Genomic DNA, 23,355 nt, shown 5'->3' with positions numbered 1-23,355 from the left:
ATACACCGCCCGGGCATTGCTTGGCAACCCGTCTTGAAAAAGTCAAATGTCTGAAATAACGCCGGTCAGCCACGCGCTATTCTTATTGTGATAGGGCTGCCGGGGATGCTGCAGCGCAGCAGTTCTGCGTCGCGAATGCGATTTGCTTACAGCGTGAAATCGTCCGCTGCTTCGGGCTGGAACAGGATTTTTTCGAGCTTCAGCACTTTCTCCGTGCCGCTCGGCGGCGTGAAGCGGATGCGTTCGCCGCGCTTGGCGCCGAGCAGCGCAAGACCGACCGGCGAAAACACGTTCAGGCGGCCCAGCGCGAAGTCCGCATTGGGCGGATAGACAACCGTCCAGGTCATTTGCTCGCCGCTGGTTTCGTCGATCAGGGTGGCTTGCGAATTCATCGTGACGATGTTCGCGGGGATGTCGCGCGATTCGACGATCACGGCGCGCTCGAGGACGTCGTCGAGCATGTCTTGCAATTTGGCGTCGGCGCCGGGCGCGGCTGCGTGCTTTTCGAGACGTGCGACGTCGAGTTCGGTGAGGTAACAGGGTTTCGTCTTTTTCATGACGGGTTCTCCATTTCGATCTGCATATAAGGGGACTGCGTGCGGATGAGATCAGCCCGGAGCCCGACGACGCGGCCCCGGCGATGGAGGGGAGCTTGCGTTAGATCGGGCGCCGGGCGGCGGGAAGCGGGAGCGTTCGGGACGGCTGGCCGGCGTGCGGCGTCGCGATGTCCGCGCGCGCGCAACCGGTTGCGCGGCGGGGGCGCAAGCGGGTGAGGGCACGGGAAAACGGTAAGCGCATCGGGATAGCCGGCGGATAGCGAAAAGTGTTGGGGTGAGCGCCGGAAAGAAAGCTTGATCGGCGCAATCGAAAGGTGAATGTTAGCACGGCCCGGGCGTCTCTTTAATCGCTGCTGGGAGGTGCGGTGTACACGCGTTGCGGTGTGCCCGCCCGCAAGCGTACAGACACACCGCGCCCCGCAGGCATAGACTTCATGGAACGGTCGCACCCGCAGGTGAACAACCCAAACAAAAATAAAAATCAGAACCGGCTGTCATAACCGGTCTCGTGGTTCGACAAACGTGCAGATCCTGATGGAGCACGCCATGCAAACCGCACGAACCCGTCGAGCCAATCGATATGTCACCCGCGCAATCGCGCTGGCCGTAGCGCTGACAACGCTCTCAGCCAGCGGCCTCGCAACCGCCGCCGGTGCGGTATGCGCGTCGCACAGCCCAGCCCACCGCGTAGCGCTTGTGGAGCTCTACAGCAGCGAAGGCTGCAGCAGTTGCCCGCCAGCCGACAACTGGTTGAGCCAGTGGAAAAACAGCGGCGCAACGCAAAGCATCGTGCCTTTGGCCCTGCACGTGGACTACTGGAACAGCCTTGGCTGGACCGACCGTTTTTCGCAGCATCGCTTTACCGAACGTCAGCAAACGCTCACTGATCTCGCCGGCGGCCACACCATCTACACGCCCGAGATCTTCGTGTCAGGCCGCGAATTGCGCAGCTGGTCGCAACGCGACAGTTTCCAGAGCCGCATCGGCAAGGTCGTTGCCGAACCGGCGCTGGCGAACGTGGCGCTTGAATTGAAACCGCAGGCAAAGGGCGCCTTCAATGTCGATGCTCAATTCACCAGCAAGGCAGCAGACACATCTGGACAACTGAATGCCTACATCGCGGTCTATCAGAATGCGTTGAACTCGCAGGTCGGGGCCGGGGAAAACAGCGGCGCAACGCTGCATCACGAACGCGTCGTGCGGCAATGGATCGGCCCCGTGCCGCTGGTTGCCGGCAACGCGCAGATCCGCCGCGATATCCGCATCGACGATGCCGATGCCAACGCCCCGGCTGACAACTTCGGCGTCGTCGCTTTCGTCGAAAACGCCGCAACCGGCGACGTGTTGCAAGTGGCCGAACTGGCCGCCTGCAATTGATCGCGCGACGACCTCGCGGCACGCCTCATTTCACCGGAGATTCTCATGGCAACGCCTCACGCTCTCAGCGAAACCGCTCCACCCGCCACACCGAAGAGCGGCACGATTCATCCGGTGTGGGTGCGCGTCACGCACTGGCTCAACGCACTCGCGGCCATCCTGATGATGCTGTCCGGCTGGCGCATCTATGACGCGTCGCCGGTCTTCAAAGGTTTTACGTTTCCCACGGCAATCACGCTCGGAGGCTGGCTCGGCGGCGCGCTGCAATGGCACTTCGCGGCGATGTGGCTGCTGGTCTTCAACGGTCTGCTGTATCTCGCGCTGAACCTGGTCAGCGGGCGCTTCATACGCAAGTTCCTGCCGGTCTCGCCGCGCGCCGTGCTGCACGATTTCATCGCCGCACTGACCGGCAAGCTCTCGCACGCCGATCTGCGCGTCTATAACGCGGTGCAGAAATGTGCTTATCTGTTCGTCGTCTGCGATCTGATTGTGCTGGTGCTCTCGGGCCTCGCGATCTGGAAATCGGTGCAGTTTCCGCTGCTGCGCGAGCTGATGGGCGGCTACGACAACGCGCGCATCGTTCACTTCTGTGCCATGTCGCTGATGGCTGCGTTCATCGCCGTGCATCTGGCGATGGTGGCGCTCGTGCCGCGCTCGCTGCTGGCGATGCTGCGTGGACGCTAAGCCGCGGATGCCCGGACACACGGATACGCAAAGCTTAAGGATATCGAATCATGACCAAGCCCGACACTCAATCCGATCGAAAGCTCGCCCCTATGCCTGGCAATAAACTCGACCGCGAATCGATCCTGATCGACGCCCGGCGCGAACTCGCGATGCCCTCGCGGCGCCTGTTCGGCAAGCGGCTACTGACGCTCGGCGGCCTGTCGATGCTGACCGGCTGCTCGCTGACCGACGACAAATCGGTCAACGCGTTCCTGACGGCCGTGTCGCGCCTGAACGACCGCGCGCAAGCCGCACTGTTCGATCCGAAGCAACTCGCGCCGACCTACACCGAAGCGCAGATCACGCGGCCATTCCCGTTCAATGCGTTCTACGGTATCGAAGACGTCCCCGATGTCGATGCTAGCGACTACAAGCTGAAGATCAGCGGCCTGGTGACCGGTCAGCGGGTCTGGACCTTGCCCGAGTTGTACGCGCTGCCACACGCCGAGCAGATCACGCGGCATATCTGCGTGGAAGGCTGGAGCGCGATCGGCCGCTGGGGCGGCACGCCGTTTGCCGATTTCCTGCGGCGCATCGGCGCGGACACGAGCGCGAAGTACGTCGGCTTCAAATGCGCCGACGACTACTACGAAAGCATCGACATGCCGACCGCGCTGCATCCGCAAACGCTCCTGACCTTCGAATACGACGGCGAACGTTTGCCCGCGAAATACGGCTTCCCGATGAAGCTGCGCATGCCGACCAAGCTCGGCTACAAGAATCCGAAGCACATCGTCGAAATGTTCGTCACCAACACGTTTCCCGGCGGCTATTGGGTCGACCAGGGCTACAACTGGTTCGGAGGCTCTTGACGCGCGCGGGTCGGCGCGTGCAAAGACGGACGCGCGACCCCGGGCGGCAGAAGCTTCGGAAACACCCCGGCACCCTCTGGAAGCCGGTTCAGATTCATCCATAACGAAACGGAGTCATCCATGAAAAAATTCGCAATCGCAGCACTGGCCGTCGCCCTCCTGACCAGCGGCGGCGCCGCGTTCGCGCAGGCAAGCGGCGCAATGTCCAACGATGCAATGTCCAAGGACACGATGTCCAAAGACACCATGTCGAAGGACAGCATGAAGAAGGACACGATGAAGAAGGACACCATGAAAAAGGGCAGCGACGCGACGGGCATGAAGCACGAAGCGTCGGGCGCGATGGCCAACTGAGCGTCGCCGGCGATGCCGGTTGCATAGTTTCAGCGCCGGTGTCACGGGTAAGTCCAAAAGCCGGGGAGACGTCCCCGGTTTTTTTGTTGCGAGTACGCAAAAAAGTTACGATTCTTTCAGCCGGTGCGGTGGGTGCTTACTGCATAATGCGATGCGCGCCGAACATTTGGCGTGTGTCAGCCGCGCAGCGATTTCTGTCGACCGCCGCGGCGTTGTGGCCCCATTGGCCATCTATTGTCCTTCCGTTCCACCGACATGTCCGCCAGCCTCGCCCGTCAGACCGCATCGCCGATGCGGTGTCCGCCATCCCGACACAGGGTTTTTAGCGGGGGCGCAGCACCTCGAGCGGCATGGGCGGGTTGAACGTATGGCGCCGCAACTCCCCAGCCGTTTTCCGCTCCGTTTGCCGCAGTCCCGCAATGGACAGATCGCGCTCGCGCTCGCCGTCGTCTATCTCGTGTGGGGCTCGACCTATCTCGCCGTGCACGTCGCACTCGGTTCGTTTCCGCCCTTGCTGCTCTCGGGTCTGCGCAATCTGTTTGCCGGGGTAGGGCTTTTTATCTTCGCGGCGCGCCGCAATCCGGTCTGGCCGAGCGCGGGTGAAATCCGCAATGCCGGCCTGGTCGGCACGATGCTGGTCGGCTTGTCGAGCGGCATGCTGGCCTACGGCATGCGCACCGTCGGCACCGGCACTGCGGCCGTGATGGTCGCGACCGTGCCGCTGTTCGCGACGGTGATCGCGGCGGTGGCGGGGCGCAAGATCGGCAGAGGCGAGTGGTTCGCGGTCGGCCTCGGGCTGGTCGGCATCGCGATTCTGAGTCACGGCGACAGCGCGCCGGGATCCGCGGGCGGCAGCCTCGCGATCCTGTGCGGTGCGCTTTTCTGGGCAGGCGGCGCGCATCTGGCCGGACGGTTGAAGTTGCCGTCGGACCTGTTTTTGTCGACGTCGTTGCAGATCGGTCTCGGCGGCGCGATGTCGACGATGGTTGCCTGGGTATCCGGCGAGCGGATGATGGAGGTGCATTTTCTGCCGCTGCTGGCCTTCGTCTACCTGATGCTGATCGGGACGATGACCGCCTATGTCGCGTACGGCTTTCTGATCCGGCATACGAGTCCGATCATCGCCAGCAGCTGCATGTATGTGAATCCGGTAGTCGCGGTGGCGCTCGGTGCGTTGTTGCTCGGCGAGCCGGTCACGCATTCGACGGTGATCGCGACGATCGTGATTCTGGCGAGCGTGGGCCTGTCTTTCTGGTTCGATTACCGGAAGAAGGGCCTCGCCTGAGGAGGGCGGCTGTTCGCTGAGTCAGAGCGCCGCCGCCACTTCCGCGCCTTCGCGAATCGCACGTTTCGCGTCCAGCTCGGTCGCCACCTTTGCGCCGCCGATCACGTGATAACGCGGGCCATTCACACCATCGGGTTTTTTCACGCTGTTCGCGCTGCCGGCCCCATTCGCACCGTTTGCCCTATCCGCCGCCCGTGCCGCCGTCTCTGGAACCAGGTCGCGCAACGATTCCTGCCCCGCGCACACGACGATCGTGTCCACGTCGAGCCATTCTTCGACACCTTCATGGGCAATCTTCAAACCGCGCTCGCTGATCGCCAGATACGACACGCCGCCAAGCATTTTCACGCCGTTTCTCGCCAGCGTCGCGCGATGCACCCAGCCTGAGGTCTTGCCGAGCCCCATGCCGAGTTTGCCTGGCTTGCGCTGCAGCAACCAGATCTCGCGGATAGGCTGCACCGGTGCCGGCGGTTTCAAACCGCCGCGTTCCCGCACCGCGAGATCGACACCCCATTCGTCGAGCCACGCATCGCGCGGCATCGGCAGAGGATGGCCAGAACGATGCAGCAAAAATTCACTGACATCGAAGCCGATCCCGCCCGCACCGATCATCGCGACGCGGCGTCCGACCGGCGCACCCCGCAACACGTCTACGTAAGACAGCACATTAGCCCCGTCGATGCCGGCAATCGCCGGGTTCCGCGGCACGATGCCGGTGGCGATGATCACATCGTCGTAACCGCCTGCGGCGAGCAGCGCCGGATCGACGCGCGTATCCAACCGCACGTCGACGTCATGCCGTTGCAACTGGCTCTGAAAATAGCGGATGGTTTCGCTGAACTCTTCCTTGCCTGGCACGCGCATCGCCAGATTGAACTGACCGCCGATCGTTGCGCTCGCATCGAATAACGTCACGCGATGCCCGCGCGATGCCGCAACCGTCGCCGCGGAAAGTCCCGCCGGACCCGCGCCGACCACTGCAACCGAACGCGCTGCCTGTGCGCCTGCGACCGGCCGATAGATCAGTTCGGTCTCGCGTCCCGCACGCGGATTGACGAGGCAAGTCGCACGCTGGTTCTTGAACGTGTGATCGAGGCAGGCCTGATTGCAGGCGATACAGGTGTTGATTTCGTGCGCGCGTCCTTCGGCGGTCTTCCGCACGAACTCGGGGTCGGCGAGGAGCGGCCTCGCCATCGAAACCAGGTCACCCGCCCCCTGAGCGAGCAGTTCTTCGGCGACCTCGGGTGTATTGATGCGGTTCGACACGATCACCGGCACCTTGACCGCAGCCTTCAGCCGCGCGCTCAGTGCTGCGAAAGCAGCACGTGGCACGGAAGTCACGATAGTCGGCACGCGCGCTTCATGCCAGCCGATTCCCGTGTTGAACATCGTGACGCCAGCGGCTTCAAGCGCCTGAGCCACCTGCACTGTTTCTTCCCAGGTGTTGCCGCCTTCGACCAGATCGATCAGCGAGAGCCGGTACACCACGATAAAGCGTTCGCCGCACGCTGCGCGCACGCGCTCGACAATCTCGCGCGCGAGCCGCATGCGGTTTTCGATACTGCCGCCGTAGCGGTCGGTGCGCCGGTTCGTGCGCGGGCACAGGAACTGGTTGAGCAGATAGCCTTCGCTGCCCATGATCTCGATGCCGTCGTAGCCGGCGCGTTGGGCGAGGCGCGCGCAGCGCGCATAGTCGCGCACTGTCCGCGCAATGCCGGCTTCGGTGAGCGCGCGTGGCTTGAACTTCGAGATCGGCGATTTGAGCGCCGACGCCGACACGACGAATGGCTGGTACCCGTAGCGGCCCGCATGCAGGATCTGCAACGCGATCTTGCCGCCTTCGGCATGCACGGCCTCGGTCAGCAAGCGGTGATTGCGCAGATCGAACACCGAGTTCAGCGTGCCGCCGAAGGGCAGCAGCCAGCCTTGCCGGTTCGGCGAGATCCCGCCCGTGACGATCAGGCCGACCCCGCCTTTCGCGCGCTCACGAAAATACTCGGCCAGTTTCGGGTAATTCCAGAAACGGTCCTCCATGCCGGTGTGCATCGAACCCATCACAACGCGGTTGCGCAAACGGGTAAAGCCGAGGTCGAGCTCAGCGAGTAAATGTGGGTAGGACATGCAGGGGACCGTGTAAGTATTGGGTGCGCACGAACAATACACCGCTCAACGGGCCAACTCTCCGAGGAAAAATTCTAATCCGCGCAACTCGTTGCACTGTACATAAAGAGAACCCGCGGCGGTTTCCCGCGGCGGGCTGTGGAAAATCTGCATCGCCAGGCGCCACGAGGCGCCCGGCAGTCGTTGAGTTGTCGCTAACTTACTTGGCTTGTTCGGCCGAATTCGTGATGGCGTTGCCGCCCTTCGAAATATCCTGCCCGGCCCCCGCCATCGTGTTGCAACCCGCGAGCGCAGCCGTCCCTGCAATGAGAAACAAAGCGATCAATCGATTCATGAAAGTTCTCCCTGTCGAGAATGCATCGGTTGACGTGCCCGTGTTCTACGGCACGCGCTAGCCCGGCTAGCTGTCGTCCGACCGGGGTTCACGCCAGTCGATCCGGTCTGATTGCATGTTAAAAAAAGGGCGATGGCGGTGCTGTCAGTTGCGCTGCGATTTTTTTGTAGGCGTGCTCCGGTGTTCACGTCGGCGCACTCCTACACGGCCTCCGCGATACACCGCAAAGCTTGGCTAGAGGGACGTTCGCGACGGTGCGGACGGCGACAGATCGACTGATGGCGTTGCCGTGCTGACACTTGGCATCACCACATGAATGTCGGTGCCGCTCGGCACACCGCGTCGAATATCGAAGCGCCCGCCGTGCGCGGCGACCCGCTGGCGCATGCCGAGCAGCCCGTGGGTGTGGGTGCGCTTCAGATCGGCCGGCATGATGCCGACGCCGTTGTCCGCGATATGCAGGGCCACCTGGCCGTCCTCGACCCGCAAGGCAATCGATACCTTCGAGGCCCGCGCGTACTTGGCCGCGTTCGTCAGCGACTCCTGCGCGACGCGAAAAAGCGCGATCTCGGTTTGCTCGTCGAGCTGGATATCGTCGGCGGGCAGGTGCGATTCGAGCGTCCAGTTGTTGCGCTGCGCGGCTTCGTCGGCGAGTGTGCGCAGCGCGGTGACGAGCCCGAAGTTCGCCAGCACGGTAGGCCGCATGTCTTCGATGATGCGGCGCTTCAATGCAATGCCCTGGTCGAGATTGGCGAGCGCGCGCCTGAGCTTCTCCGAGACGTCCGGGTCGCTGTCCTTCAGTTTGCGGTTAGCCCAGGCCACATCCATTTTGCTCGCGGTCAGAATTGCGCCGAGTTCGTCGTGCAGTTCACGCGCGAGCTGCGTCTTTTCGTTTTCGCTGACGGCCTGCAAGTGCCAGCCCAGTGCTTCAAGTTGACGCGTGCGCTCGTTGACGAGCTGGTCGAGCTCTTCCTGTTGCGTGATCAACCGACGCTGCACGCGAGCCTGCCGATCCATCTGGATGCCGAGATTGCGAAACAGCAGGATGAACAGAACGATGTTCAGCGCGGACAGCCCGGCCGCGCACAGCGTGGAGATGCGCTGGTCGGCGCGGCTTGCATCGAGGGCGTGCTGCGCGCGGCGCTCCTCGTTGTCGCGCAGCAGCGAGAGGGTGTTGTCGACCAATGTGGCGTCGGCGGGATTGGCGTCGCTCGCATTGCCGCAGGCGGAGAGATCGAGCGGCTGCGGTGCCGCGCGTTGCAATGCAGCAGCACCCGCACCGATGCGCGCTTCGATGAGCGCGACGATCTGGGTGAAACTCGCGAGCTCGACGCTGTCCGCCTTGCCGCCGCGGTAGAACCTGCCCAACTGCTGTTCGTTCTGCCGGATCCGCGTGGCGGTCGCGCAAAAGCCTTGAGCGGACGCGTTCAGCTTCGTCAGAAGAAAATCGCTCTGGTGTGCGCTGAGGCGGGATAGCTGGCTTGCGAGCGTGCTCAGTTGCACGGTGACGTCGCGCGCTTCAAGCGCCGTTTCGTATTCTGCGGCAATGCGTTCGCGCGCGGTTTCGAGAATCACGAGCCCGCCGACAGTGATGACGATCGCCACTGTCATCGCGATCGCCCAACTGCGATTGCGCATCCAGCCGCTCAGTCGCGCTGCGGTCCCGGGTTCCGGCGTGTTCGACACGTTCAGCACTTTCGGCTCCTGAAGTAAGGCATCGATGTAACTTCCGCCGGGTCGGCGATGGAGCGGGCGTATTGCCCCTTGAGCCGCAACTTCCGCGCCTGGCTAGCCGATGCAAGCGGCGTAACGCTGCAGTAATCCAATGTAAGCGGATTCTCACACGAAAAACGGAGCGCGTCGGAATGCGCCCGCCGTCGCCCACCGATAGGATGAACCTGATCGTTCATTGATTGATCCTGGAGGAAGCCATCATGTTGAAATGGGCATTGTTCTTCGCCGTCGTGGCGGTGATCGCCGGCCTTCTCGGCTTTACCGGCGTAGCTGCAGGTGCGGCTGCGATTGCGAAGTTCCTGTTTGTCGTGTTCGTGATTCTGTGCGTGGTGTTCCTCGTACTCGGCTTCGTGATAACGAAGAAAATCGTCGATTAGCGCCGCTCGATGAGGCGTTTGCGTGTCGTTCTCACCGGTTGTGAGGGAGCGGTTCGCGTCAGGTTCGATTCAGTTTCGTTTCAGGCAAATACCAACGGGAAGGAGAGTCGCCATGCTTCACTACGCCATCGTTTTTTTCGTGATTGCGATTATCGCCGCCGTGTTCGGTTTTACCGGAATCGCAGCGGGTGCCGCGGAGATCGCGAAGATTCTGTTCTATATCTTCCTTGTCGTGTTCGTCGTCACGCTGCTGCTCGGTGTAATCCGAACGTAGATGAACACCCCGTTCTTTTACCGGCGTATCAGGCGCGATTCGTGCGGGATACACAGTTCCCCAATACCGGATGAAGGAGAAATTCAATGTCGAAGTCACATGGCGGCCAAAGTGCGGCATCGCAATCCAGCGATCCGTTCGTGATGGACATCAAAAAGATCCGCGAAGATGCGCGCAAGCACATGTCGGACGGCGCGGTCACGCAAAGCTACAGTGCGGACCGTGAGACGGTGCTGAAACTGCTCAACGACTCGCTGGCCACCGAAATCGTTTGCGTACTGCGCTATAAACGGCATCATTTCATGGCCAAGGGCATCAACTCCGAGGGCGTGGCAGCCGAATTCGCGCAGCATGCGGCAGAAGAGCAGGAGCACGCCGACCGCATCGCCGAGCGCATCGTGCAGCTTGGCGGCGAGCCGGATTTTGCGCCGGACGGTCTGAAGACGCGTTCGCATTCGGAATACAAGGAGGGTGACAGTCTGACGGACATGATCCGCGAGAATCTGATTGCCGAGCGTATTGCGATCGATACGTATCGCGAGATCGTGCGCTACCTCGGCGAGAAGGATGTGACAACGCGCCGTATGTTCGAGGAAATTCTAGCTGTTGAGGAAGAGCATGCCGACGATATGTCGGACCTGCTCGAAGGTCGCGAGTAACAAGGTCGAAAAATGGACGTCGACAAGCACCGGCTTCGCGTGGCGCGAATTGTCGCTTTGACCGCCGCGCCTGTCCGGGCGGAGATTGACGGCGCGGGAGGGGCTGTATAGGTTCCCGCGCTGGCAATATCCGCCACTTCTACCGCTGTCGCTTCGCAGCTTCGGTGAAGGCACAGCCGGAGATCATTACAATGTCTGCTTTGGAGCAATCCTCCTGCACGGATACCCGACCGATGATCCGAGTGTTGATAGCTGACGATCATGCGATCGTCCGAGGCGGTTTCAGGCAGTTCGTCGCTGACGAGCCGGACATGTGCGTCGCGGCCGAAGCCGCCACCGGCGACGAAACCATTAGCCTCGTGCGGGAGCAGGCATTCGACGTGGTGCTGCTCGACATCGCGATGCCGGACAAGAACGGCATTGACACTTTGCGTGTGATCAAGCAGGTGCGGCCGGAGCAGGGCGTGCTGATTCTGTCGGGCTACCCGGAGAGCCAGTACGCGATCAACCTGCTGCGCGCTGGCGCCAACGGCTACCTCAACAAGGACTGCGAGCCCGAGGAAATCGTGCGGGCGATCCGCGCGGTGGCGCGCGGGCATCGTTACCTGTCGGAGGCGGTAGCTGACACACTGGCAGACAACCTCGACAAGCCGGCCGTGGGGCGGCCGCACGAAGCGCTATCCGAGCGCGAGTTCCAGATTTTCTGCAAGCTCGCGGCGGGACAGATTCCGACTGACATTGCGGAGGAATTGCATTTGTCCGTGAAGACCGTGAGTACGTACCGGGCTCGCGTGTTGGAGAAGATGCGGTTGGCGAACAATGCCGATCTGACTTATTACGCGATCAAGAACGGGTTGATCGAATAGAGGACGATCGAGATACTGCGATGAACAGCGAATCGAACCGTGTTGCCGAGCCAGCCCGTCGTACGCCGTTGCGCGTGCTGTTGATCGAGGATTCGCCTTTGATCCGCAGGAGCCTGGTTGAGGCGATCGATGCATCCGGTTTGCTGCGGGTGGCCGCGTATGCGGATTCTGCCGATCAGGCGATTGCGCTGTTGAACGGTGAGATTTTTGATGCGGTGATTGTGGACTTGCAGTTGAAGCAGGGGTCAGGGGTGCCTGTGCTCGCTTACTTGCAGCGCGAGGGGATGATTGAGTCGATTTTTGCTGCCGTGTTGACGAATCATGCGTTGCCGGCTTATCGGGAACGATGCGAGCAGTTTGGCATTCGGCACTTTTACGATAAGTCGTTCGAGTTTGATCGGGTGGTTGATGCGTTGCATGAGTATGCTTTTGCGCGGGGCGCTGGGTAGTGGTTTTTTTGCCTGTTCGGCGCTTATTGTCTGTATGCCTGTGGCGTTGGCCTTTCCTTGAATTGATATTGGTCTATTAGCGTTGCCCCTGTGCGGGGCGGCACCTACTTCTCTTTGCTGCTGCAAAGAGAAGTAGGCAAGAGAAAGCAGCTCACACCGTTAATTCTTAAGCGGGTCCCCCGCGCAGCCACGGTAGTGGTGCATCTGGAATCTGTGCACTCGCACACTCCGCGTTAGTGACACAGCAGTCATTCTTCCGGCGACGCTGCGCGCGCCGAAGCGCACTTCACAAAACCAGCCGCTACGTTTTCGCGGTTCTGCTTTACTCGGCGCGCTGGCACTTCCAGAATTCCATGGCGTTCGTGCGTTCGTGCGTTCGTGCGTTCGTGCGTTCCGCGCCTCGCCTCGCCGAGGCGAAGCAGATGCTCCCACCACGCCAAAACGAAGCCCTGGTTTCCCTGGCAGACCCGTCCGCGACGCACGCAGTGCGGAGTGGGAGCTGATGAGTGCCTTGTCACTCACGCCGAATGTGCGAGAGCACGGATTCCAGATGCACCACTGCGTCCTCCAAGCCAGGGGACCCGCTTAAGAATTAGCGGTGTGAGCTGCTTTCTCTTGCCTACTTCTCTTTGCAGCAGCAAAGAGAAGTAGGTGCCGCCCCGCACAGGGGCAACGCTAATAAACCACTAGCAATACAAGGAAAGGCCAACGCCATAAGAACACAGACACAAAGCGCCGAGCAGGCACAAAAAACCAAACAAGCCCCAACGCCGCAGGCAAACCGACAAACACAGCACGCCGCAGGCAAAAACCTCCGGCTCTGGTATTCCCCTTTAGCATACCCACCACCCAATCTTTGATTATCGCCCCGCGAGCCCCCCCTTTAGACTCCTGCAAACACCTCAATCGAGCAGGAGACGTCGTGACCCTCACCCCGGCCGCCGCGCAGCGCGCTCAACCCTTACTTCGCCATTACATCAACGGCGAATTCATTGCGACTGCATCCACTTTCCCCAACATCAGCCCGGTTGATGGCCGCGAACTCGCGCAAGTCTGCGAAGCCGACGCCGCAACCGTCGACGCCGCTGTCCGCGCCGCAGCTGCCGCTCAACGGGCCGGCTGGCGAAACACCAAACCGGCTGAACGCGCCGACTGGCTTCATAAAATCGCCGACCGCATACAAGCCCGCTTCGACGATTTCGTCGCGGCAGAAGTGGCCGACACCGGGCGCCCACTGGAGCAAGCCCGCAAGCTCGACATCGCCCGCGGCATCGCGAACTTCCGCACTTTTGCGGATCTCATCCGCACCGCAAATAGCGAGTTCTTCGAAACGCATGCAGCGGATGGCAGCGAACTGATCAACTACGTCACGCGCAAACCGCTCGGTGTAGTCGGCATCATCTCGCCGTGGAATCTGCCGCTGCTGCTGTTCACGTGGAAAGTCGCGCCAGCCCTCGCAATGGGCAACTGCGTCGTCGCCAAGCCCTCGGAAGAAACGCCCAGCTCAGCCACGCTGCTCGCCGAAGTCATGCACGACATCGGTCTGCCGCCCGGCGTGTTCAACCTGATCCACGGCCACGGGCCGAATGCGGCCGGCGAGTTCCTTACGCGTCACCCGGACATCAGCGCGATCACATTCACCGGTGAATCGCGTACCGGCAGCACGATCATGAAGACCGTCGCGGACGGGGTGAAGGAAATCTCGTTCGAACTCGGCGGCAAGAACGCCGCCGTGGTGTTCGCCGATGCGGACTTCGACGCTGCCGTCGCCGGTGTGCTGAAGTCGAGCTTCACGAACGCTGGGCAGGTTTGTCTGTGCAGTGAACGCGTGTACGTCGAGCGGCCGATCTTCGAACGCTTCGTTGCCGCGTTGAAGGAAAAAACCGAGGCGCTGCAGGTCGGCGCCCCCGACGATCCCGCCACCACAATGGGCCCGCTGATCTCTCGTGGTCATCGCGAGAAGGTGTTGTCGTATTTCCGTCTGGCAGTCGAAGAGGGCGCAACCGTCGTGACCGGCGGCAACGTTCCGCAATTCGGCGATGAGCGCGATCAGGGTGCGTTCGTCAAGCCGACGATCTGGACCGGTCTGTCAGACGATGCACGCTGCGTCAAAGAAGAAATCTTCGGACCTGTCTGCCACATTGCGCCCTTCGATAGCGAAGACGAAGTGATCGGCCGCGTGAACGATAGCGCTTACGGCCTTGCCGCGAGCATCTGGACGACGCAACTCTCGCGCGGCCATCGCGTCGCGCGGCAAATCGAAACCGGCATCGTTTGGGTCAATGCCTGGTTTGTGCGCGATCTGCGCACACCGTTCGGCGGCACCAAGCTCTCGGGCATCGGTCGTGAAGGCGGGCGTCATTCGCTCGACTTCTACTCGGAACTGACCAACGTTTGCGTGAGGATCGCATGAGCGAAATCGATCTGAACGCGGCGCAGCAGATTGCTCACGCACTCTGGCAGGCGCAGCAGAACGACGCGCCCGTCGCACCGGTGCGCACAGCCATCGCGGAGCTTGGTGGCGATGCGCTCGAAGCCGCTTACGCGGTGCAGCGTCTGAACACCGAACGCAAGCTCGCAACCGGCCGCCGGCTAGTGGGGCGCAAGATCGGCCTCACGTCGAAAGCCGTGCAAGCGCAACTCGGCGTCGATCAACCGGATTTCGGCATGCTATTCGACGATATGTCGATTGCCGACGGTGAAGAGATCGCGATGTCGCGCACGCAGCAACCCAAAGTGGAAGCGGAGATCGCGTTGGTGCTCGCGCATGATCTGCCCCACGAACGGCACACGATTGCCGACCTGATCGGCGCAACCGCTTATGCGTTGTCCGCCATCGAGATCGTCGGCAGCCGGATCGCCAATTGGGATATCCGGTTGACGGACACGGTGGCCGACAACGCGTCGAGCGGTCTATTCGTGCTCGGCAATCGTCCCGTCAAACTCGATGCCTTCGACGTCATCAACTGCGGCATGGTGATGGAGCGGCGCGGCGATCAGGTGAGCGTGGGCGTCGGTGCGGCTTGTCTTGGCAATCCGCTCTACGCGGCGGTGTGGCTCGCCAACACGATGACGCGAGTCGGTGCGTCGCTGAAAGCGGGCGATATCGTGCTGACCGGTGCACTCGGACCGATGGTCGGCGTGAATGCCGGCGACGTCTTCACTGCTCATATCGAGGGACTCGGCTCCGTGAGCGCGAGTTTTGCTCACCATCCTGAATCCGCATCATGACCGGGAACGCCATGCACCATCAGCAAGACAAGCAGGCCGTCGCCATCATCGGCTCCGGCAACATCGGCACCGATTTGATGATCAAGGTGCTGCGTAACGCGAAGCACCTCGAAATGGGTGCGATGGTCGGCATCGATCCGGCTTCGGACGGTCTGGCGCGTGCCGAACGGCTCGGTGTGCCGACCACGGCGCAGGGGATCGACGGCCTCGTGAGCATGCCGAACTTCGGCGATATTCGCATTGCGTTCGACGCGACCTCCGCTGGCGCACATCATCGCCATGCTGCTGTGCTGCGCGAACACGGCGTCACGGTGATCGATCTGACGCCGGCCGCCATCGGGCCGTTCGTGGTGCCGGTAGTGAATCTGTTCGCGCATCTCGACGCGCCAAATCTGAACATGGTCACGTGCGGCGGCCAGGCGACGATTCCAATCGTCCACGCCGTATCTCGCGTGGCACCGGTGCGGTATGCCGAAATCGTCGCATCGATTGCCAGTCGCTCAGCGGGCCCGGGCACGCGCGCCAATATCGACGAATTCACCGAGACCACCTCGAAGGCGATCGAAACCGTCGGCGGGGCGGCGCGCGGCAAGGCGATCATCGTGCTCAATCCGGCCGAGCCGCCGCTGATGATGCGCGACACCGTCTACTGCCTGACCGAAGAAGACGCCGATACTGGCGAAATCGAAAGCTCGATTCACGCGATGGTCGCGGCGGTGGCGAGCTACGTGCCCGGCTATCGTCTGAAGCAGGCGGTGCAGTTCGACCGCTACACGGCGGCGAACCCGCTCGCCTTGCATGCGAACGAGCGCCGCGCGGGTCTGAAGGTGAGCGTGTTCCTTGAAGTGGAGGGCGCCGCGCATTATCTGCCTTCGTATGCGGGCAATCTCGACATTATGACGTCGGCGGCGCTGGCCGCAGCCGAACAGATCGCGGCCAACCGCGTCACAGCGTGAAAGGAGCGACGCAATGACCGATAGCAACAAGACAATCTACGTGTCGGATGTGACACTGCGCGACGGCATGCACGCGATTCGTCACCAGTACTCGTTGGACAACGCTGTAGCGATCGCGCAAGCGCTCGATGAAGCCGGCGTCGACAGTATCGAAGTCGCGCACGGCGATGGTCTCTCGGGTTCCAGCTTCAATTACGGTTTCGGCGCACATACCGATCTCGAATGGATCGAAGCCGTCGCGGGGACGGTGAAGCGCGCGCAGGTGGCGACGCTGTTGCTGCCTGGCATCGGCACCGTCCACGATCTGCGGGCGGCGTACGACGCCGGCGCGCGCATCGTGCGGATCGCCACGCATTGCACCGAAGCGGATATCTCGAAGCAGCACATCGAGTACGCGCGCTCGCTCGGCATGGACACCGTCGGGTTCCTGATGATGTCGCATATGACCACGCCGGACGCATTGGCGAAGCAGGCGAAGCTGATGGAAAGCTACGGCGCGCAATGCGTGTACGTGGTCGATTCGGGCGGCGCGCTGAATATGCGTGACGTCGCCGAGCGTTTCGATGCTTTCAAGGCCGTGCTGGATCCCGCGACGCAAACGGGTATGCACGCGCACCACAATCTGTCGCTGGGTGTGGCGAATTCCGTGGTCGCGCTCGAACATGGTTGTGACCGCATCGATGCATCGCTGACCGGCATGGGGGCGGGTGCAGGCAACGCGCCGCTCGAAGTGTTCATCGCCGCGGTCGACCGGATGAAGCTCAATCACGGCTGCGACGTGAAGAAACTGATCGATGCCGCGGAAGATATCGTGCGTCCGTTGCAGGAGCGGCCCGTGCGTGTGGATCGTGAAACGCTGGCGCTTGGCTACGCCGGCGTGTATTCGAGCTTCCTGCGTCATACGGAAGCCGCTGCGGCGAAATACGGTTTGTCGGCGTTCGACATCATGGTCGAACTCGGCAAGCGCCGCATGGTCGGCGGCCAGGAAGACATGATCGTCGACGTCGCGCTGGATATGCTGAAGGCGCGCGAGCTCGCACAGAAGGCGGCCGCATGATCGATCTCGACGCTATGGCGCAACGTATCGACGACGCCGCACGCCACGCGCAACCGATCGCGCAGCTCACTACCTGCACGCCGTTTTCGCTGGATGACGCCTACGGGATTCAGCGCGCGTCGATCGAACGGCGCATTCATCGTGGTGAAAGCATGGTCGGCGTGAAGCTCGGCTTTACGAGCCGCGCGAAGATGATCCAGATGGGCGTCGATAGCCTGATCTGGGGCTGGCTGACCGATGCGATGCTCGATGAAGACGGCGGCCGCATCGCGCTCGATCGCTTCATTCATCCGCGTGTCGAACCGGAAGTCTGTTTTTTGACGAGCCGTGAGATCGACCGTCCGTTGACCATGCTGGAAGCGTCGCGCTATCTGGAAGCGGTGGCTCCTGCGATGGAGATCATCGATTCGCGCTACCGTGATTTCAAATTCACGCTTGAGGATGTAGTCGCCGATAACTGCTCCTCGGCGGGGCTGGTGATCGGCCCGTGGACCCAACGCTTCGACGGTCTGCGCAATGCGGGCGTGACGATGCGACTCGACGGCCGCATCGTGCAAGCCGGCTCGACCGCGGCGATTCTCGGCGATCCCTTGCGTTCGATCGTGCAGGCCTCGCGTCTGATCGCGCAAAGCGGCCTGGTATTGCCGGCCGGCGCGCTGATCATGGCGGGCGCTGCTACCGCCGCCCATCCGCTGCCCGCCGACGCGCACGTGCATTGTGTCGTCAACGGCCTCGGCAGCACCGAATTCACCACTTATCGACTCTCATGACCAACGAACCGACCATTCAAGGGCGCGTCGTGCCCGGCAAAGCCAAACCGCGTGGCCGTTTTCCGCATGTGACGCGGGCGGGCGACTTCCTGTTCGTCTCCGGCACCAGTTCGCGTCGCCCGGACAATACGATCGCGGGCGCTTCCGCCGATGAACTCGGCACCGTGCAACTCGATATTCGTGAGCAAACTCGCGTGGTGATCGAGAACATTCGCGATATTCTTCAGAGTGAAGGCGCGGACCTGTCGAACCTCGTCGAGATCTCGTCGTTCCTCGTCAACATGAACGACTTCGGCGGCTATAACGCCGTGTACGGCGAGTACTTCGATGAAACCGGTCCGACGCGCACGACAGTCGCTGTGCATCAATTGCCCCATCCGCATCTGCTGATCGAGATGAAGGCGATTGCATATGCACCGAAAAAATAAACTCGCGTAGAAAACTAACGATAGAGACAGCCATGCTCACGTACGGCAAACCGTTCAATTTCCAGCGCTGGATCGACGATCACGCACATCTGCTAAAGCCGCCCGTCGGCAACCAGCAGGTGTGGCAGGACAGCGATTTTATCGTCACGGTCGTGGGTGGCCCGAACCACCGGACCGATTACCACGACGATCCGCTCGAGGAGTTCTTCTATCAGTTGCGCGGCAACGCGTACCTGTATTTGTGGATCGACGGCAAGCGCGAGCGCGTCGATCTGAAAGAAGGGGACGTGTTTCTACTGCCGCCGCATGTGCGTCATTCGCCGCAGCGGCCGGAAGCGGGCAGCGTCTGCCTCGTCATCGAGCGGCAACGCCCGCAAGGTGTGGTCGACGGCTTCGAATGGTATTGCGACGACTGCGGCCATCTCGTCTACCGCGTCGAGGTTCAGCTGAAAAGCATCGTCACCGATCTGCCGCCGCTTTTCAACGCCTTCTACGCCTCGGAAGAGAAACGCCGCTGCGCGCATTGCGGCCATGTCCACCCCGGTCGCGCCGTCTAAACAAAACAGAATCACGATGACACTTCGAATCGACATGCATTCCCACTTCTTCCCGCCGATCGCGCGGGAAGAAGCCGCACGCCTCGACGCGGAACACGCGCCGTGGCTCAGAATCGACGCGGACGGCGAACGCGGCATGATCATGACCGGCGAGAAGAGCTTTCGTCCGGTGTATCGCGCGCTATGGGACCCGGCCGCGCGGATTGCTGAAATGGACGCGCTCGGCGTCAACATCCAACTGATGTGCGCGACGCCCGTGATGTTCGGCTATCGCTACGATGCATCCGCCGCGCACAACTGGGCTGCGCGGATGAACGATCACGCCCTCGAACTTTGCGCGCATGCGCCGCAACGTCTGATGGCGCTGGCGCAAGTCCCGCTGCAGGACATCGACCTCGCGTGCCGCGAGGCCACGCGTGCCCATCGTGCAGGCCACCGCGGCGTGCAGATCGGCAATCATCTCGGCCCACGCGATCTCGACGATGAGCATCTCGTCACCTTCCTCACGCACTGCGCGAACGACGGCATTCCGGTGCTGGTCCATCCGTGGGACATGATGACCGACGGCCGCATGAAGAAGTGGATGCTGCCGTGGCTCGTCGCGATGCCGGCGGAAACGCAATTGAGCATGGTGTCGTTGATTTTGTCGGGCGCATTCGAGCGGATTCCGAAATCGCTGAAGCTGTGTTTCGCGCATGGCGGCGGCAGCTTCGCCTTCCTGCTTGGCCGTGTGCAGAACGCGTGGGAGCAACGCGACATTGTGCGCGAGGATTGCCCCAATGCCCCGGTGTCGTATCTCGACCGCTTTTACGTGGATAGCGCGGTGTTCGACCAGGGTGCGTTGCGCTTGCTGGTCGAGACGATGGGCGAGGACCGCGTCCTGCTCGGCTCCGACTATCCGTTTCCGCTCGGCGAGCAGAAGATCGGCGACCTGGTCGCGCATCATCCGCAACTGAGCGACACGGCCAAGACGAAGATTCTCGGCACCAACGCTCAGCGCTTTTTCGATTTGCCCACGACAGTTGCTCACGCCGCCTAGGCAGCTCGCGCCACAGACATTGCAATAGCAATCAGAACAACAGGAAATTAGCCAGATGATTACCCGGGAACACTGCGCCGCGCTCGACGCTGCCGACACCTTGGCCCACTGCCGCGCGCGCTTCGATCTGCCGGCCGACACGATCTACCTCGACGGTAACTCGCTGGGCGCGATGCCCGCGAATGTGCCCGCGCGTATCGAAAGAGCCTTGAAACAGGAGTGGGCGCACGGTTTGATCCGCTCGTGGAATGATGCCGACTGGTATCCGGCGCCGCAGCGCACGGGCAACAAGATCGCCACGCTGATCGGCGCAGGTCAGGACGAAGTGATTGTCGCCGATTCGACCTCGGTGAATCTGTTCAAGGTGCTGGTCGCGGCCACGCGCATGCGCCCCGGGCGCAACGTGATTCTTGCCGAAGGAACCAATTTTCCGACTGACGTGTATATCGCTTCCAGCGTCGCCGAGATGACGGGTTGCGAGTTACGTTGTGTCGATCCGGACGACATCGTCGCGGCCATCGACGATACCGTGGCGATCGTGTCGCTCACGCACGTCAATTACAAAACCGGTAAGCGCTACGACATGGAAGCGGTGACGCGTCAGGCGCATGAGGCCGGCGCGCTGATCGTGTGGGACCTGTGCCACTCGGCGGGCGCGATGCCGGTGAACCTGAACCGCTGCGCCGCTGACTTCGCGGTGGGTTGCGGCTACAAGTATCTGAACGGCGGTCCTGGTGCACCCGCTTTTGTGTTCGTCGCGTCGCGCCATATTGAAGCGATGCGTCAGCCGCTGACGGGCTGGCACGGCCATTCGAAGCCGTTCGACTTTACGCACGACTACGCGCCGCATCCGGGCATCGACCGCATGTTGACCGGCACGGCGCCGCAACTTGGCGTGATCGCATTGGAGAGCGCGCTTGAGGCATTCGACGGCGTCGATCTCGATGTGTTGCGCGACAAGAGCGTCGCGCTCGGCAATCTGTTCGTCGAGTTGACCGATCAGGAACTGAAGGGCCTCGGTTGCACGCTCGCTTCGCCGCGCGACGCCGAGCAACGCGGCAGCCAGGTGTCGCTTGGTCATGCCGAAGGCTACGCGATCATGCAAGCGCTGATTGCGCGCAACGTGATCGGTGACTTCCGCGCGCCGGACATTCTGCGCTTCGGTTTTGCGCCGCTGTATGTGCGCTACGTGGATATCTGGGACACCATCGCCCAACTCAAGGACATCATCGCGACCGACGCGTGGAATACCGACGAGTTCAAAGCACGCAAATCCGTGACGTGAGGACGTTGACTCAATGAGCAGGCAAGCGCCGCGATTCGAGCAATACAAGTAATACGACAACGCGGCACCGGCGGTTGCGTCCAGCACGCAACCGCATCCAGGAGGAGACACCAAGATGACGCAAGAGCAGCGAGGCTTCGACACGATTGTCGAACGCGAGAAGGGGTTGCACCGTGGACTATCGACGGGGCAGTTATCGATGATCGCGATTGGCGGCGCGATCGGCACCGGCCTGTTTCTCGGCAGCGGATTTGCCATCGGCTTTGCCGGTCCGAGCGTGCTGGTGAGCTACGCGATTGGTGCGCTGATTGCGTTGCTGTTGATGGGTTGCCTTGCCGAGATGACGGTAGCGCATCCCACGTCGGGATCGTTTGGCGCTTATGCCGAGCACTACATTGCGCCGTGGGCGGGATTTCTGGTGCGCTATGCGTACTGGTCGTCGATTGTGTTTGCGGTCGGCACCGAGGTGACGGCGATTGCTGTGTACATGAAGTACTGGTTTCCCGCGGTGCCTGGGTGGTACTGGATCGTCGGCTTTTCCGCGGCGCTGATCGGGATTAACTCGGTGAGCGTGAAAGTATTCGGCGCGGTCGAGTATGTGTTTTCGATGTTGAAGATTGTGGCGATTGTCGGTTTCATCTTGCTGGGTGCCTATGTCGTGTTCGGTGCGCCGGCGAGTTCGGGGATCGGTTTTGGCAATTACACGTCACACGGTGGCTTCTTTCCGAAGGGCGTATGGGGCATGTGGGTCGCGGTGATCGTGTCGATTTTCAGCTATTTGAGCATCGAGATGATTGCGGTGGCGGCGGGCGAGGCACGTGATCCGCAGAAGGCGATTACGCGGGCCTTTCGCGCGACGATGTTCCGGCTGGTGTTCTTTTATTTGCTGACCTTGGCGTTGATGCTGGCGATCGTGCCGTGGAACGCGGCGGGTACGGATGAGAGCCCGTTCGTGCGGGTGATGGCGGCGACGCATGTGCCAGGGGCTGCGGGCGTGATTAATTTTGTGATTCTGGTGGCGGCGTTGTCGGCGATGAATAGCCAGCTCTATATCACGACGCGGATGATGTTTAGTCTTTCCCGTGCGGGGTATGCACCGCGGCGCCTGGGGGCTTTGAACAGCAAAGGGGTTCCGGTTGCGGCGCTTTGGCTTTCGACGATTGGGATTGCGTTGGCTACTGTGCTGAATGTGGTTTATCCGGATGCTTCGTTTGTGTTGATGATGTCTGTTTCCATGTTTGGTGCCATGTTCACCTGGCTGATGATTTTTGTTACGCACTTCTTTTTTCGTCATAGGCATATGGGCTTGCCGCTGGCGTTCAGGATGTGGGGGTTTCCGGTTACTTCTCTGCTTGGCGCAGGGCTGATGATTGGGGCTTTGGTCACTACGTGGTTTACTCGGGAGTTTCGGATGACCTTGGTGATTGGTGTGCCGTTTGTTGTTGGGTTGTTGGTTGTTTATTTTGTTTGGTATCGGGGGAAGGGTGTCGGGGCGGCTGATGCCGAAATGGCGTGAGGTTTTTTGCCTGCTCGGCGCTTTGTTTCTGTATGCCTACGGTGTTGGCCTTTCCTTGAATTGTTAGTGGTCTATTAGCGTTGCCCCTGTGCGGGGCGGCACCTACTTCTCTTTGCTGCTGCAAAGAGAAGTAGGCAAGAGAAAGCAGCTCACACCGCTAATTCTTAAGCGGGTCCCCCGCACAGTTGCGGTAGTGGTGCATCTGGAATCTGTGCACTCGCACACGCCGTGTTAGTGACAAGGCAGTCATACTTCCCGCCTCGCACTACGTGCTCGCCGGAACGGTCCATCAGGAAGACCGGCGGCTTCAATACGGAACCGTACGAGCTATCGTCTTCTGTTCAGCTAGAGCGTCATATTTTCGGTGGCGCACCGCGCGCCGAAAAATGCCTCACAAACCACTCTCTATCTCGTCGCGCTCGAAGTTCGGTCTACCTGGTAGATCGCCGTCGAACCGCTAATGCCTGCCTCATCCAAAATGCGTGCTCGAGTCGAGTCGAATCGAATCGAATCGAATCGTGTCGTGTCGTGTCGTGTCAGGTCAAGTCAAGTCAAGTCAAGTCGGATCGGATCGGATCACGTCACGTTGCC

At 61.4% G+C, this 23,355-nt stretch carries 24 protein-coding genes; 20 read left to right on the top strand and 4 right to left on the bottom strand.

Annotated features, from left to right (window positions below):
- Positions 1 to 146: 146 nt before the first annotated feature.
- Positions 147 to 557 (bottom strand): GreA/GreB family elongation factor, encoded by a 411-nt coding sequence (locus tag KHO31_RS30525; RefSeq protein ID WP_201075548.1) that lies wholly within the window; start codon positions 555 to 557, stop codon positions 147 to 149.
- 546 nt (positions 558 to 1,103) lie between these two features.
- On the opposite strand from KHO31_RS30525, the gene KHO31_RS30520 reads away from it, so the two are divergent.
- The 5 genes from KHO31_RS30520 (at position 1,104) to KHO31_RS30500 (ending at position 5,111) form a co-directional block, all read left to right on the top strand.
- Positions 1,104 to 1,934: a DUF1223 domain-containing protein gene (locus KHO31_RS30520; protein ID WP_201075547.1), complete on the top strand. Its 831-nt coding sequence runs from the start codon at positions 1,104 to 1,106 to the stop codon at positions 1,932 to 1,934.
- Positions 1,935 to 1,979: 45 nt separating this feature from the next.
- On the top strand, positions 1,980 to 2,618 hold the full coding sequence (locus KHO31_RS30515) for a cytochrome b/b6 domain-containing protein (protein ID WP_201140646.1): 639 nt from the start codon (positions 1,980 to 1,982) through the stop codon (positions 2,616 to 2,618).
- A 50-nt stretch (positions 2,619 to 2,668) separates the two neighbouring features.
- Positions 2,669 to 3,472, top strand: a complete 804-nt coding sequence (locus tag KHO31_RS30510; protein ID WP_201075544.1) for a molybdopterin-dependent oxidoreductase — start codon at positions 2,669 to 2,671, stop codon at positions 3,470 to 3,472.
- A 120-nt stretch (positions 3,473 to 3,592) separates the two neighbouring features.
- Positions 3,593 to 3,826 (top strand): pentapeptide MXKDX repeat protein, encoded by a 234-nt coding sequence (locus KHO31_RS30505; RefSeq protein ID WP_201075542.1) that lies wholly within the window; start codon positions 3,593 to 3,595, stop codon positions 3,824 to 3,826.
- A 367-nt stretch (positions 3,827 to 4,193) separates the two neighbouring features.
- Complete coding sequence (locus KHO31_RS30500) at positions 4,194 to 5,111, top strand: EamA family transporter (RefSeq protein WP_201075539.1); 918 nt, start codon at positions 4,194 to 4,196, stop codon at positions 5,109 to 5,111.
- 21 nt (positions 5,112 to 5,132) lie between these two features.
- On the opposite strand, the gene KHO31_RS30495 is transcribed toward KHO31_RS30500, so the two are convergent.
- The 3 genes from KHO31_RS30495 to KHO31_RS30485 all read right to left on the bottom strand — a co-directional run bounded on the left by KHO31_RS30495 (position 5,133) and on the right by KHO31_RS30485 (position 9,288).
- On the bottom strand, positions 5,133 to 7,232 hold the full coding sequence (locus tag KHO31_RS30495; protein WP_201075537.1) for an NADPH-dependent 2,4-dienoyl-CoA reductase: 2,100 nt from the start codon (positions 7,230 to 7,232) through the stop codon (positions 5,133 to 5,135).
- A gap of 199 nt (positions 7,233 to 7,431) precedes the next feature.
- The gene (locus KHO31_RS30490) at positions 7,432 to 7,566 is read right to left on the bottom strand and encodes an entericidin A/B family lipoprotein (protein WP_201075535.1); all 135 of its coding nucleotides are present in this window, start codon (positions 7,564 to 7,566) and stop codon (positions 7,432 to 7,434) included.
- 234 nt (positions 7,567 to 7,800) lie between these two features.
- Positions 7,801 to 9,288: a sensor histidine kinase gene (locus KHO31_RS30485; protein WP_201075657.1), complete on the bottom strand. Its 1,488-nt coding sequence runs from the start codon at positions 9,286 to 9,288 to the stop codon at positions 7,801 to 7,803.
- Positions 9,289 to 9,500: 212 nt separating this feature from the next.
- Between KHO31_RS30485 and KHO31_RS30480 the strand changes: the two genes are divergently transcribed.
- The 15 genes from KHO31_RS30480 to KHO31_RS30410 all read left to right on the top strand — a co-directional run bounded on the left by KHO31_RS30480 (position 9,501) and on the right by KHO31_RS30410 (position 22,764).
- On the top strand, positions 9,501 to 9,677 hold the full coding sequence (locus tag KHO31_RS30480) for a DUF1328 domain-containing protein (RefSeq protein WP_201075532.1): 177 nt from the start codon (positions 9,501 to 9,503) through the stop codon (positions 9,675 to 9,677).
- A 112-nt stretch (positions 9,678 to 9,789) separates the two neighbouring features.
- Positions 9,790 to 9,951, top strand: coding sequence for a DUF1328 domain-containing protein (locus tag KHO31_RS30475; RefSeq protein ID WP_064506452.1), 162 nt, complete (start codon positions 9,790 to 9,792; stop codon positions 9,949 to 9,951).
- A gap of 86 nt (positions 9,952 to 10,037) precedes the next feature.
- A complete protein-coding gene (locus KHO31_RS30470) occupies positions 10,038 to 10,610 on the top strand; it encodes a ferritin-like domain-containing protein (protein WP_201075529.1) in 573 nt (190 codons plus the stop codon).
- A gap of 233 nt (positions 10,611 to 10,843) precedes the next feature.
- Positions 10,844 to 11,476 carry a response regulator gene (locus KHO31_RS30465; protein ID WP_201075527.1) on the top strand — a complete coding sequence of 211 codons (633 nt, stop codon included), beginning with the start codon at positions 10,844 to 10,846 and terminating at the stop codon, positions 11,474 to 11,476.
- Positions 11,477 to 11,496: 20 nt separating this feature from the next.
- Positions 11,497 to 11,925 (top strand): response regulator, encoded by a 429-nt coding sequence (locus KHO31_RS30460; protein ID WP_201075524.1) that lies wholly within the window; start codon positions 11,497 to 11,499, stop codon positions 11,923 to 11,925.
- A gap of 922 nt (positions 11,926 to 12,847) precedes the next feature.
- Positions 12,848 to 14,338, top strand: a complete 1,491-nt coding sequence (locus tag KHO31_RS30455) for a 2-hydroxymuconic semialdehyde dehydrogenase (RefSeq protein ID WP_201075522.1) — start codon at positions 12,848 to 12,850, stop codon at positions 14,336 to 14,338.
- Positions 14,335 to 15,156 carry a fumarylacetoacetate hydrolase family protein gene (locus tag KHO31_RS30450; protein WP_201075521.1) on the top strand — a complete coding sequence of 274 codons (822 nt, stop codon included), beginning with the start codon at positions 14,335 to 14,337 and terminating at the stop codon, positions 15,154 to 15,156. The genes KHO31_RS30455 and KHO31_RS30450 overlap by 4 nt, the downstream gene beginning before the upstream one ends.
- 11 nt (positions 15,157 to 15,167) lie before the next feature.
- Entirely contained in the window at positions 15,168 to 16,112 is a 945-nt protein-coding gene (locus KHO31_RS30445) for an acetaldehyde dehydrogenase (acetylating) (protein WP_211624838.1), read from the top strand.
- Positions 16,113 to 16,125: 13 nt separating this feature from the next.
- Positions 16,126 to 17,169: a 4-hydroxy-2-oxovalerate aldolase gene (gene dmpG, locus KHO31_RS30440; protein ID WP_201075514.1), complete on the top strand. Its 1,044-nt coding sequence runs from the start codon at positions 16,126 to 16,128 to the stop codon at positions 17,167 to 17,169.
- Positions 17,166 to 17,939, top strand: a complete 774-nt coding sequence (locus tag KHO31_RS30435) for a 2-keto-4-pentenoate hydratase (RefSeq protein ID WP_201075512.1) — start codon at positions 17,166 to 17,168, stop codon at positions 17,937 to 17,939. Before dmpG ends, KHO31_RS30435 begins: the two co-directional genes overlap by 4 nt.
- Entirely contained in the window at positions 17,936 to 18,367 is a 432-nt protein-coding gene (locus tag KHO31_RS30430; protein WP_201075509.1) for a RidA family protein, read from the top strand. The genes KHO31_RS30435 and KHO31_RS30430 overlap by 4 nt, the downstream gene beginning before the upstream one ends.
- A 32-nt stretch (positions 18,368 to 18,399) precedes the next feature.
- The gene (locus KHO31_RS30425; protein WP_201075506.1) at positions 18,400 to 18,924 is read left to right on the top strand and encodes a 3-hydroxyanthranilate 3,4-dioxygenase; all 525 of its coding nucleotides are present in this window, start codon (positions 18,400 to 18,402) and stop codon (positions 18,922 to 18,924) included.
- A gap of 16 nt (positions 18,925 to 18,940) precedes the next feature.
- Positions 18,941 to 19,963 carry an amidohydrolase family protein gene (locus KHO31_RS30420; protein ID WP_211624829.1) on the top strand — a complete coding sequence of 341 codons (1,023 nt, stop codon included), beginning with the start codon at positions 18,941 to 18,943 and terminating at the stop codon, positions 19,961 to 19,963.
- 55 nt (positions 19,964 to 20,018) lie between these two features.
- Positions 20,019 to 21,248, top strand: coding sequence for a kynureninase (gene kynU / locus KHO31_RS30415; RefSeq protein WP_201075502.1), 1,230 nt, complete (start codon positions 20,019 to 20,021; stop codon positions 21,246 to 21,248).
- A 115-nt stretch (positions 21,249 to 21,363) separates the two neighbouring features.
- Positions 21,364 to 22,764 (top strand): amino acid permease, encoded by a 1,401-nt coding sequence (locus KHO31_RS30410; protein WP_211624827.1) that lies wholly within the window; start codon positions 21,364 to 21,366, stop codon positions 22,762 to 22,764.
- Positions 22,765 to 23,355 lie beyond the last annotated feature (591 nt).

The organism is Paraburkholderia domus, from assembly GCF_905220705.1.
In the GTDB taxonomy this organism is placed as follows: domain Bacteria; phylum Pseudomonadota; class Gammaproteobacteria; order Burkholderiales; family Burkholderiaceae; genus Paraburkholderia; species Paraburkholderia domus.
This window is presented reverse-complemented; position numbering and strand designations above follow the sequence as displayed.

What these genes read in the sequence shown, in the direction of transcription:
- KHO31_RS30525 (WP_201075548.1), bottom strand. Translation starts at nt 557, where the DNA reads ATGAAAAAGACGAAACCCTGTTACCTCACCGAACTCGACGTCGCACGT.
- KHO31_RS30445 (WP_211624838.1), top strand. Translation starts at nt 15,168, where the DNA reads ATGCACCATCAGCAAGACAAGCAGGCCGTCGCCATCATCGGCTCCGGC.
- KHO31_RS30520 (WP_201075547.1), top strand. Translation starts at nt 1,104, where the DNA reads ATGCAAACCGCACGAACCCGTCGAGCCAATCGATATGTCACCCGCGCA.
- KHO31_RS30505 (WP_201075542.1), top strand. Translation starts at nt 3,593, where the DNA reads ATGAAAAAATTCGCAATCGCAGCACTGGCCGTCGCCCTCCTGACCAGC.
- KHO31_RS30480 (WP_201075532.1), top strand. Translation starts at nt 9,501, where the DNA reads ATGTTGAAATGGGCATTGTTCTTCGCCGTCGTGGCGGTGATCGCCGGC.
- dmpG (WP_201075514.1), top strand. Translation starts at nt 16,126, where the DNA reads ATGACCGATAGCAACAAGACAATCTACGTGTCGGATGTGACACTGCGC.
- KHO31_RS30515 (WP_201140646.1), top strand. Translation starts at nt 1,980, where the DNA reads ATGGCAACGCCTCACGCTCTCAGCGAAACCGCTCCACCCGCCACACCG.
- KHO31_RS30450 (WP_201075521.1), top strand. Translation starts at nt 14,335, where the DNA reads ATGAGCGAAATCGATCTGAACGCGGCGCAGCAGATTGCTCACGCACTC.
- KHO31_RS30435 (WP_201075512.1), top strand. Translation starts at nt 17,166, where the DNA reads ATGATCGATCTCGACGCTATGGCGCAACGTATCGACGACGCCGCACGC.
- KHO31_RS30500 (WP_201075539.1), top strand. Translation starts at nt 4,194, where the DNA reads ATGGCGCCGCAACTCCCCAGCCGTTTTCCGCTCCGTTTGCCGCAGTCC.
- KHO31_RS30490 (WP_201075535.1), bottom strand. Translation starts at nt 7,566, where the DNA reads ATGAATCGATTGATCGCTTTGTTTCTCATTGCAGGGACGGCTGCGCTC.
- KHO31_RS30420 (WP_211624829.1), top strand. Translation starts at nt 18,941, where the DNA reads ATGACACTTCGAATCGACATGCATTCCCACTTCTTCCCGCCGATCGCG.
- KHO31_RS30430 (WP_201075509.1), top strand. Translation starts at nt 17,936, where the DNA reads ATGACCAACGAACCGACCATTCAAGGGCGCGTCGTGCCCGGCAAAGCC.
- KHO31_RS30425 (WP_201075506.1), top strand. Translation starts at nt 18,400, where the DNA reads ATGCTCACGTACGGCAAACCGTTCAATTTCCAGCGCTGGATCGACGAT.
- KHO31_RS30465 (WP_201075527.1), top strand. Translation starts at nt 10,844, where the DNA reads ATGATCCGAGTGTTGATAGCTGACGATCATGCGATCGTCCGAGGCGGT.
- kynU (WP_201075502.1), top strand. Translation starts at nt 20,019, where the DNA reads ATGATTACCCGGGAACACTGCGCCGCGCTCGACGCTGCCGACACCTTG.
- KHO31_RS30510 (WP_201075544.1), top strand. Translation starts at nt 2,669, where the DNA reads ATGACCAAGCCCGACACTCAATCCGATCGAAAGCTCGCCCCTATGCCT.
- KHO31_RS30460 (WP_201075524.1), top strand. Translation starts at nt 11,497, where the DNA reads ATGAACAGCGAATCGAACCGTGTTGCCGAGCCAGCCCGTCGTACGCCG.
- KHO31_RS30410 (WP_211624827.1), top strand. Translation starts at nt 21,364, where the DNA reads ATGACGCAAGAGCAGCGAGGCTTCGACACGATTGTCGAACGCGAGAAG.
- KHO31_RS30475 (WP_064506452.1), top strand. Translation starts at nt 9,790, where the DNA reads ATGCTTCACTACGCCATCGTTTTTTTCGTGATTGCGATTATCGCCGCC.
- KHO31_RS30470 (WP_201075529.1), top strand. Translation starts at nt 10,038, where the DNA reads ATGTCGAAGTCACATGGCGGCCAAAGTGCGGCATCGCAATCCAGCGAT.
- KHO31_RS30495 (WP_201075537.1), bottom strand. Translation starts at nt 7,232, where the DNA reads ATGTCCTACCCACATTTACTCGCTGAGCTCGACCTCGGCTTTACCCGT.